At 61.5% G+C, this 13,087-nt stretch carries 11 protein-coding genes; 7 read left to right on the top strand and 4 right to left on the bottom strand.

Annotation, left to right across the window (positions count from 1 at the left end; translation table 11 throughout):
• Positions 1–16: 16 nt before the first annotated feature.
• Together EJ068_RS08220 and EJ068_RS08215 are read right to left on the bottom strand one after the other, a co-directional pair.
• Complete coding sequence (locus EJ068_RS08220; RefSeq protein WP_127249216.1) at positions 17–1,891, bottom strand: methanol/ethanol family PQQ-dependent dehydrogenase; 1,875 nt, start codon at positions 1,889–1,891, stop codon at positions 17–19.
• Entirely contained in the window at positions 1,888–2,610 is a 723-nt protein-coding gene (locus EJ068_RS08215; RefSeq protein ID WP_126081317.1) for a heme-binding protein, read from the bottom strand. Before EJ068_RS08215 ends, EJ068_RS08220 begins: the two co-directional genes overlap by 4 nt.
• Before the next feature lie 58 nt (positions 2,611–2,668).
• Between EJ068_RS08215 and EJ068_RS08210 the strand changes: the two genes are divergently transcribed.
• Together EJ068_RS08210 and EJ068_RS08205 are read left to right on the top strand one after the other, a co-directional pair.
• Positions 2,669–2,902 (top strand): hypothetical protein, encoded by a 234-nt coding sequence (locus EJ068_RS08210; protein WP_127249217.1) that lies wholly within the window; start codon positions 2,669–2,671, stop codon positions 2,900–2,902.
• Positions 2,903–3,008: 106 nt separating this feature from the next.
• Complete coding sequence (locus EJ068_RS08205; RefSeq protein ID WP_127249218.1) at positions 3,009–4,061, top strand: hypothetical protein; 1,053 nt, start codon at positions 3,009–3,011, stop codon at positions 4,059–4,061.
• A gap of 7 nt (positions 4,062–4,068) precedes the next feature.
• Here the strand turns inward: EJ068_RS08205 and EJ068_RS08200 are convergent, their stop codons facing one another.
• On the bottom strand, positions 4,069–4,344 hold the full coding sequence (locus EJ068_RS08200; RefSeq protein ID WP_126081319.1) for a helix-turn-helix transcriptional regulator: 276 nt from the start codon (positions 4,342–4,344) through the stop codon (positions 4,069–4,071).
• Positions 4,345–5,426: 1,082 nt separating this feature from the next.
• Between EJ068_RS08200 and EJ068_RS08195 the strand changes: the two genes are divergently transcribed.
• Entirely contained in the window at positions 5,427–8,249 is a 2,823-nt protein-coding gene (locus EJ068_RS08195) for a winged helix-turn-helix domain-containing protein (RefSeq protein ID WP_281059019.1), read from the top strand.
• Here the strand turns inward: EJ068_RS08195 and EJ068_RS08190 are convergent.
• Positions 8,178–8,834, bottom strand: coding sequence for an NAD(P)-binding domain-containing protein (locus EJ068_RS08190; RefSeq protein ID WP_127249220.1), 657 nt, complete (start codon positions 8,832–8,834; stop codon positions 8,178–8,180). The two genes, EJ068_RS08195 and EJ068_RS08190, sit on opposite strands and share 72 nt — an antisense overlap.
• A gap of 207 nt (positions 8,835–9,041) precedes the next feature.
• On the opposite strand from EJ068_RS08190, the gene EJ068_RS08185 reads away from it, so the two are divergent.
• The 4 genes from EJ068_RS08185 (at position 9,042) to EJ068_RS08165 (ending at position 12,481) form a co-directional block, all read left to right on the top strand.
• The gene (locus tag EJ068_RS08185) at positions 9,042–9,860 is read left to right on the top strand and encodes a DJ-1/PfpI family protein (RefSeq protein ID WP_245463373.1); all 819 of its coding nucleotides are present in this window, start codon (positions 9,042–9,044) and stop codon (positions 9,858–9,860) included.
• A 55-nt stretch (positions 9,861–9,915) separates the two neighbouring features.
• The gene (locus EJ068_RS08180) at positions 9,916–10,212 is read left to right on the top strand and encodes a putative quinol monooxygenase (protein ID WP_126081322.1); all 297 of its coding nucleotides are present in this window, start codon (positions 9,916–9,918) and stop codon (positions 10,210–10,212) included.
• A 20-nt stretch (positions 10,213–10,232) separates the two neighbouring features.
• Complete coding sequence (locus EJ068_RS08175; RefSeq protein WP_127249221.1) at positions 10,233–10,991, top strand: alpha/beta hydrolase; 759 nt, start codon at positions 10,233–10,235, stop codon at positions 10,989–10,991.
• Positions 10,992–11,515: 524 nt separating this feature from the next.
• A complete protein-coding gene (locus tag EJ068_RS08165; protein WP_127249223.1) occupies positions 11,516–12,481 on the top strand; it encodes an MBL fold metallo-hydrolase in 966 nt (321 codons plus the stop codon).
• The last annotated feature ends 606 nt before the right edge of the window (positions 12,482–13,087 follow it).

Genomic DNA, 13,087 nt, shown 5'->3' with positions numbered 1-13,087 from the left:
GATCAAGCCGAATGCATCAGGGCAGACGGAACACATAAAGCGTGCCTCCCGCCGTGGTCGCGTTCTTCAGGTCCTTCATCGCATTGACGAAACCGAGCGCGGCGGTGGCATCGCGCGGGTCGAGGTCGCCCGAAACGATGGCGCCGGCCCAGCCGCCGACGCCGGACAAAACGGCGACATATTGGTGGCCATCCGGGCCACGATAGGTGATGGGTTGGCCGATGATGCCGGACGAGGTCTTGAACTGCCAGAGCAGGTCGCCGGTCTTGGCGCTCACCGCCTTGAACCAGCCTTCCATCGTCCCATAGAAAACCACGTCGCCAGCGGTCACGACCGCACCGCTCCACACCGGGAAATTCTCCTTGAGGCTCCAGGCTGGTTTCTCGGCGGCGATATCCCAGGCGGTGAAGGCGCCGCGGTTGCCGCCCGGCCCGGGAATCATGCGCACGTTCATTCCGACATAAGGCGTGCCGGCGATGTAGTTCACCTCGACGCCTTCTTCGTCCATGCACAGATTGTTGTGCGGGATGTAGAGCAGGCCAGTCCTCGGCGAAAAGGCCGAAGGCTGCCAGTCCTTGAGGCCCGACGCGGTCGGACAGATGTCGCGGACGACCTTGCCGGTACCCGTCAGCTTGTCCGGATTTTCCATCAATCTGCCAGTCTTGAGATCGACGCCCTTGCTGGAATTGACGGGGCCATAAGGTTTTGCAGACAGGACCTCGCCGGTGGCGCGATCAAGCACGTAGAGATAGCCGTTGCGTTCCGGGCGGACCAGCACCTTGCGCGGCTTGCCCTGCCAGTTCATGTCGAGCAGGACCTGCTCATTGATGCCGTCATAATCGTGGAGATCGTGCGGGGTCCATTGATAGAACCATTTCGCCGCTCCGGTGTCGGGGTCGCGCGCGAAGATTCCCGATGTCCATTTGTTGTCGCCAGGCCGCAGGTCGGGATTCCACGGGCCGGGATTACCGGTGCCGTGGAAGATCAGGTTGAGGTCGGGATCGTAGGAAATCCAGCCCCACATGTTGCCGCCGCCGATCTTCCACGCCTCGGGCGGCCATGTCGTGACGCCGAGGTCCTTGCCCTTGTCCATGTCGTAATGCGGCTTGAAGTCCGGGCCGATCAGCACGTCCTTGTCGGGCCCGGTGTTGTAAGCCGTCCACACGACATGACCGTCGCCGGCGTCGAGCGCCTTGACCCAGCCGCGCACGCCCATCTCGCCGCCGGAATTGCCGACCAGCACTTTGCCTTTCACCACGAGCGGCGCCATGGTGATGGTCTCGCCGATATTGATGTTGCCGATATGGGCGTTCCAGATCGGCTGGCCGCTGTTCGCGTCGAGCGCGATGGTGTGGCCGTCCAGCGTGTTGAAGAAGACGCGCCCGTCCGCGAAGGCTGCGCCGCGGTTGACGACGTCGCAGCACGCGACCCCTTGCGCGGCCGGCTCGGGGTTGGGCTCGTATTTCCATTTTATCGGCGCGCCGGGCTTGGAGAGGTCGAGCGCGTAGACGATGTTCGGAAAGGGCGTGACGATATACATCGTGTTGCCGACGACCAGCGGCGCCGCTTCCTGGCCCTTGTTCACTCCGGTCGAGAAGGTGAAGGCGACCTGCAGGTTCTTGACGTTGCCTTCGTTGATTTCCGCGAGCTCGCTAAAGCGCGTCGAGGCGTAGTTCTTGGCCGGCATCGTCCATTGCCCGTCATCGGGCGGCGCGGCCGCGGCAGGCGGAGAAATCGCCGGTGCCGGCGGAGGCTGTGAAGCGGCCATCAGCGACGTAGCGCAGGCCAGCAGCAGGGTCGGAAAGATGCTTGGAGAATATCTTCGGAGTGCCGACGGGTAGCCGGCCAGTGAGGCGTGATCCCTGGATCGTGCTGGGTGCGCTTGCTTCATTTGGGCGTCGAACCTCCGACGCCGGAACCGATTTCCGCCGCGATGTCGGCCTCGTGGCCGGCACAAAGCGGATGCCCCCAGCCGGAGGCGCTTTTCCCGCCGGGATCGAGATCGTAGATGATGGCGTCCTTTCGGTTGGGATTGACGCCCGCCGGGACCTTGTCGAAGCCAAGGGCTGCGCGCACGCGCCAGGCGATATTGTGATCGGCGCAGGAGGAATCGCCACTGACACCGAGGCCGCCGACAATTGTTTTGCCGTCGTAAAGTGCCAGGCCCCCGCCAAACACGACGACGCCTCCGATCGGCTTGCCGATCAGCGGGTCACTGGCGCTGCCAAACGTCTTGGGGTCGCCTGCGTAAGCCGCTGCTTCGTTGACGGGGTTGGTCGCCTGCAGGCCGAACAGCGGCCCACCGGGCTGCACCCCGGCAAAGAGGTTGGCTGTCGAAAGCGCCATGTTCGCAAGGCTAAGCCCATTGGCCGTGTTCGCTTTCTCGGCCGCGATTAACCGGCTGCCCGGCCACTGCGCATCAACCGTGGGTCCACTGAAGGCGACCGCGCAGACGGTGCCGTCGCGAGCTACGATCGCTGCCCATTCATTGGTCTCGAAGCCGCCATTCGCGGGGCCGCCGCTCGCCTTGACATTGGCCTTCAAGGCCGAGAGCAGCTTGTCGTGATCGGCCGGGCAGGGCGCCTGGGCCCGAGCAGTGCCTTGCTGCATCGAGCTAAACGCCAAGACAAGCAGGCCCAGAGCTAGTGGCAAGAACCGACGATGAGACATGATCAGAAAACGCTTGTTGATGTTACTGAACTGGCAATCGGCTGCTTTGTTCCTCGAACATCGCGAAGGGTTGCACCGGCGAGGTTTGCTGGCCGAGGCTGCCGGATCGGAAGAGGATCGGACGGAGCCGAATCCGCAGCAGATCGCTTCGTCCCATCACGGCTGTTTGATACGCACGCCCGTTTATAACTGTCGCCGGTTTGCGATCTTGCCGGCTCCGGGGCTGAGGTGACCGATCGGCGGCTCGGAGAGCTTTACCCCTTCCGGCTTCCCTGCGAGTCCGATGGAGCAGGAGGCCAGGGTTTCTGAACACAAGTCCGGTCTGGGCGTTACAGGAGATGTTCGTCGATATCCTGCAATTCGTCGTCGGAGCCCTTGTGGTCTGGTTCACGCTTCGCGATGTCTTTGACACCGTCGTTGTACCGGGCGAGAGCCGGGCGTCCCTGCGTCTCGCAAGCCGGATGGTGTTCGCCGGTTTATTCGGGCTGTGCCATACGCGCAAGGCCGGCGCCGCCATTCCGGCGGCGTTCGCGCCTTTCGTGCTGGTAGCGTCCTTCACCGGCTGGATGCTGCTTCTCATTTTCGGTTTCGGGCTGATGGTGGCTGCTCTGAGCGGTTGGTACCGGCCCGCGGTGCCGACCTTCTCCCAGTCGGTGTTCGTTGCCGGAAGCAGCCTGGTTACGGTTGGCCTGAGCGAGACGGACGCAACCGGTCCTGCCCGTTGGGTCAACATCGCGGCGGGATTCTGCGGTCTGTCGGTCATGACGATGGCCGTCACCTACCTGCTCCAGGTGCAGACCAGCATCGGCAGGCGTGACTCCGGCATCCTCAAGATCACCACCGCTTCAGGCGATCCGCCGTCCGCGGTGGCGCTGCTGGAGCGCTATGCTTCACTCGGTTGCAAGGATGAGCTGGAACAGGTGCTCGTAAAGGGCAGAGATTGGTGCGCAGAGGTGCTGCAGAGCCATGCATCGCACCCATTCCTGATCTATTTCCGGTCTTTGGAAACTGGTGCGGGGTGGCCTGCCACTCTCGCGGCGTTGTTGGACCTTGCTGCCGTCATCGAGGCGATCGATGAGCCCAAACTGCGCGGCAAGGCTGTCCTGCTGCGTGAGGAAGGCACCCACCTTGCAGACGAGCTGAGCAAGTTGCTTCGGCTCGACATCGACCGCCCGACAACCGATAGAGAGGTGCTGCAGCTGGTCCTGGAACGTGCGGCAAGGGCAGGCTACGGAACCCCAAAACCGCATGGCTTGGAGCGACTGGCATCGCTCAGAAAGCGCTATGCCCCAATTGTCGAAGCATTGTCGCGTCATCTGGGCAGTCCAACGGCGCCGCTTCTACCAAACGACCGCAGCTTGTCACGCGAAGAACTGGCGCAGCTTCCTTGACCTGTGGTCACATTTCGCTGTTGCCGATTATCCCGGCTTCGCCCCCGGCGAGATTGGTGGCGTGCGGAGCTTTCGAAGTGTGCAAGCGCACGACAGGCTTGCCGGAGCTGTCCTGTCCAAAGAACGCGACGCCGGCGGCCTGCAATACCTGGCGCATGGCAAGCAGTTTTTCCGCCGAGGGCACCCGACCTCCGCGCTCGAATTCGCGAATGCTCGCTTCGCTCAAGTCGCATTTTGCTCCAAGCCGCACCCGCGGCCAGTTCAACAAGGTTCGGGCGGCCATTACCTGCTCTGGCGTTAGAGGAGCCACCAGACATCTCCACTGCTTCTTGATCGTGTCTCGAACTGAAAGTTCAAGAACATGTTCCCTTGCCCCCAAAAATCGCAGGCGAAATGCCCCCCGGACCGCTGCCCCTTGGAACAATGATGATCACCTTTCGTTCGGTGGCGATGAAACAGCTTCTTTCAGACTTCGCGGCAATGGCGCAGCCGGGTTATTGGATTGCCCTCGGACTTCTTGTCATCCCTTACGGAGTGGGCGTGTTTTTCCTTGTGAGGGTTTGCCACTGTATGTGAGCGCGTGCGTGGCGCGATCATGAGCCCGGGCCCGTCGACGTTGTTCGGCGGGCTTTCTTCTTGCAACTCGGAACAAGCTGCGGTTTGCCATGTTGAGAAGGTCTGCGACTGTCCCCCTCAAGCGGTCGCAGAATGGTGGAAACACCGGCCCGCGTCCTCGCCGAGGGGGCGCGGGTTTCCCCTTTTTTAGGGCACGCCGGAACCAACCGGCACGGTTGGCGGTCCCTCTCGCCCGAAACCGGGGGAACGAGTGCACGCTTAGATTTCTGATCACCCTCGGCGCGGTGAATGCCGCCTTCAGACTTGGCAGGGATGTCGGACGCGGTGAGGCTCGGATGTTGTTCAGCGGCCCGGTGGACTACGAGCGGTGGCCAGCAGCACGGAGTCGGGGGAACTCGGCCTTTAGTCAAAAGGTGAATCGGCGGGTTTTGTTAGATTGGCAACCAGCGATAGCGTTCTCCGGCCAAACAGGACGCTGACCACCTCACCGCGTGACCTAGCAAATGCAGGATCGAACATCGACCCGGACGATGCTCGCGTCGACTTGAGCAAGGGACATAGGGCCCCCTTCTCAGGACGTCGTTGCTGATCGAGTGGCTTGCGCACGACGCCTAAACGCGCTCATTTGAAAGTGTTGCTAGCAATGACAGTCGCGGTTGTACCTTGCGGCACGACTGTCGAAGCGCGAGGCGCAGTCGCTTGGGCACTGATTCAGATCGCAGGACGCTGTCATTTGGCCCCTTTAACTTGCTTCCTGCGCGGGAGCTGCTGGTACGCGGGGATCAACCTGTGAGGATTGGTAGCCGCGCCTTGGGGATCCTTGTCGCGATGGCCGAACGAGCTGGCGAAGTCGTCAGCAAGAGGGAGCTGTTCGATATCGTTTGGCCCAACACGGCTGTCGAGGAGAGTAGTCTCAGGGTCCATGTCGCTGCCCTGCGTAAAGCGCTTGGCGACGGCGAAGGCGATAACCGGTACATCGCCACCATTCCCGGCCGTGGCTATCGCTTCGTCGCGCCAGTCGCAACAACCGGAGAGCCGGTGCCTCGCCAAATAGACGCCGCCGCACGACCGCGAAGCGACGGGAAAGTGGTCGCCGGAATTCGCATCTTCGGCCGTGACGACTTCGTGGCCTCGCTGAACGCCCTTTTGTGCGAACGGCGCCTTGTCAGCGTGGTCGGTCCGGGAGGAATGGGGAAGACGTCCGTCGCACTGGCTGTCACGGAATCTGTCGCGACGCGTTACTCCGATGGGGCATATATTGTCGAACTCGCGCGCTTGGTTGACCCACGACTCGTCCCTACTGCGCTCGCCACGGCACTGGGCAAGCCGGTCCGCTCCAAAGACGCGACCCCCGAGCTTCTCGAGTTCCTCCAGAACAAACACATGCTGATCGTGCTCGATAATTGTGAGCATCTTATCGACGCGGCGGCTGAACTGGCAGAACGGATCACCCAACACACGTCACAAGTCAGCGTCCTGGCCACGAGCCGCGAGCCCCTTCGCGCTCTCGGCGAGACCGTGGCACGATTGCCGTCGCTTGAGTTCCCGACCCGGCTGGAAGGCCTCACGACGGCCGAGGCGCTCAGCTTTCCGGCCACGCAACTCTTTGTCGATCGTGCGAAGGCGACGCGAAGCGATTTCGAACTCGATGATTCGACGGTGCCATTTGCCGCCGACATATGTCGTCGCCTCGACGGAATTCCGCTTGCTATCGAGCTCGCGGCTGGCCGAGTCGATGCATTTGGCATGCGAGAACTTGCATCTTTGTTAGACGAACGATTTCGCGTGCTGAACCGCGGCAGGCGAACGGCGCTACCGCGTCAGCAGACCTTGAGCGCAACTTTTGATTGGAGCTATGAACTGCTGTCGGAAAGCGAGCAAACCGTCCTGAGGCGTCTGTCGGTCTTCGTCGGAGCCGTGACGATGACGCCGGCGGTTGCCGTTGCGGCCGGCAGCGACCATTCCTCGTCCGATACGGCGGCTGTGATTGCAGGCCTGGTATCGAAGTCGCTGGTGGCAGCCGACACCAGCGGTACGGTGACCCAATACAGGTTGCTAGAATCGACTCGAAGCTACGCTCGCGAGAAGTTGACCGAGGCAGGCGAAAGCTCCGCCTCGGCGCGTCGCCACGCATCCTACTACGCCGCGCTTCTTGATCGGGCGCATTCCGAGTTTTTCAGCAGGCCGCTAGCCGAGTGGATGGCCGAGTACAGCAGCTGCATCGACAACGTCCACGTTGCCATTGATTGGGCTCTATCGCCTGATGGCGACGGTGATGTCGGCGTGGCGCTCACTGCCAACGCCGTTCCGCTGTGGACTCGCCTGACCCTCCTCGAGGAATGCCGAACTCGCGTCGAACGCGCTCTCTCAGTCTTGAGTCCCGATGTCGCTCGCGGAGGCAAGCGCGAGATGCAGCTCTTCGCAGCATTTGCGGCGGCCTCGACCCTTACCAAGGGGCCGGGACCGGAATCGGAACTGGCCTGGTCAGCGACGCTCCAAATCGCTGAGCGGATCGGCGACATCGACTATCAGCTCCGTGCACTATGGGGCACCTGGATTGGCCATCACACCGGCGAGAGCCAGGCTAGGGCCCTCGAGGCGGCGCGCAAGTTCAGGGACGTCGCGGCGCTGTCGTCGGATGTTGCCGATCCCGTCGTGGGCGATCGGATCATTGGAACGGTCCTCTGGGCTCAGGGAGAACTGCAGGCCGCTCGCAGCACGATGGAACAGGTCCTTCGCTCATATGTGGCTCCGTCCGATCGTTCGCACCTGATCCGCTTCCAATTCGATCAACGGGTCACGGCCTATTCGGCATTGTCTCTGACGCTTTGGCTTCAGGGTTTGCCCGAGCAGGCAATGAAAATAGTCGAGACCAGTGCGCAACTGGCACAAAACCTTGCCCACGATCCTTCGATATTTCATGCGACCGCATTGTCGGGTTGCCGGGTCGCGCTCCTGGCGGGCGACAGGCCTTCCGCCGATAGGCTGCTGGCCTTGCTGCAGGGTGCGGTAGCGCGGCAAGTCAGCTACGGCGTCTGGATTCGAGCCTACCGGGGCGAGATCATGATCCGCGACGGCGATCCTGAAGCTGGTTCGCGTTTATTGGAGGTGGCCCTCACCGAGCTCCCGAAAGCGGCCTTTCACGCTCACTACGCGTCGCTTCGGGCCGCCCTGGCGCAGGGTCTCGCCGCTGCGGGCCGGGCTGATGATGCGGCGACAGTGATCGAGCATGCACTCGCACTCGCCGAACGCTCGGGGGACGTTTGGTATTTTCCGGAGTTGCTGCGCGTCAAAGGCGAGTTTTTGGCCGCACGACGGGCACCCGATGCGGCCGAGGAGACTTTTCTACTTTCCCTGGACTGGGCCCGGCGGCAAGGGGCGCTTGCCTGGGAGCTCCGCACGGGCATCAGCCTGGCGCGTCTTTTGGCGGAACAGGGCAGGATCGCTGTGGCGCACGCGTTCCTGTCTGAGTTGCGGGCAAAATTCACGGAGGGATTCGAGACGGTCGATCTCGTCGAAGCCGCACAGCTGCTCACGCGGCTAGAAGACAGTCGACGGGCCGATACTGATGAGATTGAGACCGACAAGAGCACCCGAGGGAAACTGCTGTAACCTGCCGCCTTCGGAGAGTCGGCCGAGATCGATGCCGGCCAGGCCCAGATGCGCGATCATCCTGCCGATCACCGCCTTGGCACGCGCATGGTCGCCAGAAAAGAAGATGACACGCCGTCCAGTCGCCGCCTCCGGGGACATCAGCAGCAACTGAGGCGGCAGCGTGTTGAAGGCCTTTACCACTCGTGCGCCCGGGACGAGGTGGGATACAATCTCGCTGGAGTTCCTGGCCAGGAAATCGGGGAGTGCGGCGGTAGGCATGTCGGGGTTCGTTGCATCGATCACGATCCTGCCGTCCCAATCGGGCACTTCCAGTAGCGCCACGGCAAGCTGGGACCATGGTACGGCGAGCACGACGATTTCTTCTTGCGCCGCCTCGGTCACGCTAGCGGCGACGGCTAGGTCCCCGAGTTCCCTTGCAAAATCTTGAAGGGTTGACCTTCCTCCTTTGTTGCTGACAACCGCCACCATGCCGGCCCCCACTGCGAGGCGCGCGATGGCTGAGCCGAGCCGCCCACAGCCAATGATGCCGATCCTGGCATACTCGACATCGGGAAGACTGCTCTGAGATGGTCGGAGGGGCATGGGCTGGTTGGCTCGCGGACTCGCTCCAGGATGATGCACGGCGCTCCTTTAAGCGAATGAATCGATGTGAACGTCGAAGCAACTAGCGCAGCAATTTTTCACATCGATTCACTCGCCGGCTTAGCCCGCCCAACCTATCGTCCACTTACCGACCTGAAACGGTGCCCTCCACCGAGCGCTGGAGGCCAAGTCCACCTACGACACGCAATGGAGGACAATGTGAGCAAAGGAAAAGTGCTTATTCTCGGGTCCAATGCGACCAGGATCGAGGTCAAGGGCGGCCGGTGGGGCGCTACAGGACAGTACCTCAATGAGACGGTCGTTCCAGCAATGGCCGTCATCGATGCCGGCTATGAGGTCGTGCTCGCGACGCCGAATGGCGAAAAACCGGTAATCGACAAGGCTTCTGATGCGCCGGCGCATTTCGGCGGCGACAAGGCGGCGTACGATCGCGCCAAGGCCTTCTACGCCGACCATCCATCGATGACGCCGCGAATGCTCCGGTCGGTAATCGAAGAAGGGCTGGACAACTACGCCGGTGTGTTCGCTCCGGGTGGGCAGGCCCCGGTCGTCGACCTCATGCAGGATCAGGACGTCGGCGATGTGCTCCGCCATTTTCATGAGAAGGCGAAACCCACGGCCCTGCTTTGCCACGGACCCATATCAGCGGTCGCCGCGATGCCCTACGCACGCGAGTTTCGCGCGGCTTTGATTGCCGGAGATCCGGACAAGGCGGCAGAGTGGGCCAAAGGCTGGCAGTATGCGGGCTACAAGATGACGATATTCTCTTCGACCGAAGAGAAGGTGATCGAGGACAACATCTTGCACGCGAAAATCTATTTCCACATGCCTTACGCGCTGACGCTTGCAGGCGCCAACGTGACCACAACTCCGGTCGATTTCGATCCCTATGTGGTCGAGGATCGCGAACTGATCACGGGCCAGAACCCGCGTTCGGATCATCCGATAGGTGCAGCGCTGATCGCTGCGCTCGACCGCCAGTGCGAAGGCAAGCGCGCCGCCTGAGGTCCTGCGGGTCGGCCTCGGCGCCGACCCAACCTCTCGGAGAAAGAACTGGATCATGTCGACCGGTGTCAAGATCGTGGGAATCCTTACCGCTTGGCCAGGCAAGGCCGCAGAGCTCCAGCGGCTCCTATGCGCCACACGAGTATCCAGTCGGACGGAGCCCGGCAATATGAGATGGGACATCTGGCGCGACCGTGCCAATCCGGACCGCTTCATACTTGACGAGCTCTACTCAGACGACACCGCGCTTAACGTCCATCGCGAGACGCCGCACTTCAAGAACTATGCAAAGAAGATCGGCGATCTGGCCGAACGAACACCGATCGTTCTCGATCCGGTCGACGTCACATGAAACGCTAGGAGAACAGGACAATGAAACGTGCAATTACAGGATTACTCGCAGCCATGATCACAACCGCTTCCCCGCTCGCAGCCTCCGCTGCCGAAAAGGCCGTCTCAATCGTGCTCGTTCACGGTGCCTTCGTCGATGCCTCCGGGTGGCAGGCCGTCCATGACATCCTGTCCGCGAAAGGTTACCAGGTCTTGGCGGTGCAGAACCCGACTGTCACCCTTAAAGGTGACGTTGAAGCGACCCGCCAGGTTATCGCCAGGGCCAAGAAGCCGGTGGTGCTTGTGGGTCATTCCTATGGCGGCGCGGTCATTACAGAGGCTGGCGATCTGCCCAAGGTGCAGAGCCTGGTCTACCTCGCCGCCTACGCACCCCAGGCCGGAGAATCCGTGTTCGACATCGCGACGGCGCCCACGCCCGGCGAGGACAAGGCGCCGCTGCTCCCGCCAAGTAACAACTTCCTGCTCTGCGACTCGGAGAAGTTCCCGACTTCCTTCGCTGCCGATGTCGATCCAAAGACGGCTCGCTTCATGGCGGATGCGCAGGTGCCCTGGGGTCTGGAAGCCGTGCAGACAAAGATCACCGCCCCCGCCTGGAAGGAGAAGCCGACCTATTTCATGGTGACGACCAAAGATCACATGATCCCACCCAGCCAGCAGCGCGCCAATGCGGCACGCGCGAAAGCAAAAGTGGTGGAAATCGACTCCAGCCACGCGGTGATGCTCTCGCATCCTCAAGAAGTCGCCGACTTCATTGCCGGCGTGGCCGCCCAGACGAATTAATGCCGGGTTAACCCATACAGGCGCAGCTGGAGACAGCGAGCCGCCCCGCGGCAGTCTCTCTTCATCGAACGGCGGATAAGGGCCGTCAACTATGCTGAACTGCCGACGCGGCCTTCCCGGATGGCTGGCGTCGGCCCCGTTCAATGCTTGAGCGGCTGAACATGCGACGGCGGCTGTTTCGAGTAGTGCCCACAAGCGGACGGACAGCAGCCGGCCCCAAAGAGGGCATGGCTGAATGCGATACCGTCGCGGCGGTTGCCAACATACATTGGAGGTCATTGTGAAACGAACAATCAGGGGATTTCTCGCCGCCATGATCCTTGGCTCCCCGTCGCTTCCTTCGCCGCCGACAAACCTGTCTCGATCGTTCTAGTTCATGGCGCCTTCGTGGACGGCTCCGGCTGGCAGGAAGTGTTCAACATCCTGCTCGCTGCCCTGAAGAAGCTTGCGTAAAGCCCGCGGGTGTCAGCACGGACAAATGTCAGTCGTGCTTGCGCTATTGTTTTCCAAGCGGAGTGGAAATGATGTCTCAGACCAATCAGATATCGCGAAGGAGTTTCTGCCTCTGTTGCGCAGCCGCCTCTGCTTCAGCGGCTACCGGCGGATGGCTCAGTCCCAGGGAAGCGTATGCCGAGGCTCGCGGTGTTGTCAGTCTTGTCAGGGATAGCGCTGCCGTATCGCCGATCGTCGCGCATCAACTGCGCGGCAGTATTAGCGTGCTGGAGGGTTCGGGCGGGAACATCGCCGTTCTCACGGGGCCGGACGGCAATCTTCTGGTGGACGCTGGCATCGGAGTGTCACGGACACACGTGACCGAAGCCTTGGATAAGCTCTCGGCCGATCCCGTAACACACTTGATTAACACGCATTGGCATTTCGACCATGCCGACGGCAACGCGTGGCTTGGCGCGCTCGGGGCAAAGATCACGGCCCATGAAAACACGCGCAAATACCTTTCGCAGGTCCAGCGGGTCGAAGACTACGACTACAACTTCTTGCCGCTGCCGATAGACGGGCTGCCATCCAACGTGTTCGCAAACGAGCACGCCATCAAGGTTAACCGCGCCTCGGTAGGCATGAAATATTATGGCTCTGCTCACACCGACAGCGACATATCCGTCACGTTCGCCGAAGCAGACATCGTCCACGTCGGCGACACGTACTGGAATGGCCTTTACCCCTTCATCGACTATTCCACCGGCGGCAGCATCGATGGCATGATCGCGGCGTCGGACGCCAATCTGGCCGCGACGACAGACAAGACGATCATCATTCCGGGCCACGGCAAGCCTGCTAGCAACCGGGCGGAACTCCAAGAGTTCCGCGACATGCTCGTGGCTGTCCGCGAGAACGTCGCGAAGCTGAAAATGCAAGGCTGGTCGCGCGACGAGACGGTCGCCGCCAAGCCAACCGCCACCTTCGACGCCAAGTGGGGTAACTCCGTCATCGATCCGGGCTTCTTCACTCGGCTGGTGTACCAAGGCGTATGATTACCAGTTCACCCATTTTCGCAATTCGAGCGATCGCGAGGACGAAACGACGCAAAATCCGAGCAACCTTTGAGCCACGATCAACCGCCGGGGTCTACTCCTCGGATTGTGGGTATTCGACACGTCGGCGCCTTCGCGACAGCGGCAAGATCCGCCGGGACGATCGCCGCGCCCAGTCTCGCCTTCAGTGTGTGACAGATAACAAGGACGGGAGTCGACGGCGTAAAGATATGGCTCAGCGGACGCCCTGCTGCATGGCTTCTCCCTCGTCACCTGACGCACAACCTCGTCCGACTATAAGGCTGATTGCTACCGCGGGATCGCTCTTGGGATCGGCCCTGGTGACATCCGCGCTTGTAAACCCTTCGCCGAGGTTTTGAAACGGGAGATTTGCTGGGGGCATCGAACGTTTTATCTAACTTGCGACCGGACACGGAGCTCAAACTCATTCAGACGGTTCTGGCTCATAGGTTGCGGAGCGCAGAGTGCGTGTGCAAATCCGCAAGATGCGGGGGACACTTTAGACTTCTACAGAGCGGTTCGCCAAAGTTGGTTCAAAACGCTGATCCAGCGCCGTGTCCATCCGTCGAATGATTTGGTTTGCAG

The organism is Mesorhizobium sp. M2A.F.Ca.ET.043.02.1.1, assembly GCF_003952405.1.
Taxonomy (GTDB): domain Bacteria; phylum Pseudomonadota; class Alphaproteobacteria; order Rhizobiales; family Rhizobiaceae; genus Mesorhizobium.
Note: the sequence above shows the minus strand (reverse complement) of the source record. Positions and strands in the feature narration are given on the sequence as shown.

Bases quoted from the DNA above. Each gene is read 5' to 3' on its own strand.
- EJ068_RS08190 (WP_127249220.1), bottom strand. From the start codon at position 8,834: ATGCCCCTCCGACCATCTCAGAGCAGTCTTCCCGATGTCGAGTATGCC.
- EJ068_RS08185 (WP_245463373.1), top strand. From the start codon at position 9,042: ATGGAGGACAATGTGAGCAAAGGAAAAGTGCTTATTCTCGGGTCCAAT.
- EJ068_RS08200 (WP_126081319.1), bottom strand. From the start codon at position 4,344: ATGGCCGCCCGAACCTTGTTGAACTGGCCGCGGGTGCGGCTTGGAGCA.
- EJ068_RS08220 (WP_127249216.1), bottom strand. From the start codon at position 1,891: ATGAAGCAAGCGCACCCAGCACGATCCAGGGATCACGCCTCACTGGCC.
- EJ068_RS08165 (WP_127249223.1), top strand. From the start codon at position 11,516: ATGTCTCAGACCAATCAGATATCGCGAAGGAGTTTCTGCCTCTGTTGC.
- EJ068_RS08210 (WP_127249217.1), top strand. From the start codon at position 2,669: ATGATCAGAAAACGCTTGTTGATGTTACTGAACTGGCAATCGGCTGCT.
- EJ068_RS08175 (WP_127249221.1), top strand. From the start codon at position 10,233: ATGAAACGTGCAATTACAGGATTACTCGCAGCCATGATCACAACCGCT.
- EJ068_RS08205 (WP_127249218.1), top strand. From the start codon at position 3,009: ATGTTCGTCGATATCCTGCAATTCGTCGTCGGAGCCCTTGTGGTCTGG.
- EJ068_RS08215 (WP_126081317.1), bottom strand. From the start codon at position 2,610: ATGCAGCAAGGCACTGCTCGGGCCCAGGCGCCCTGCCCGGCCGATCAC.
- EJ068_RS08180 (WP_126081322.1), top strand. From the start codon at position 9,916: ATGTCGACCGGTGTCAAGATCGTGGGAATCCTTACCGCTTGGCCAGGC.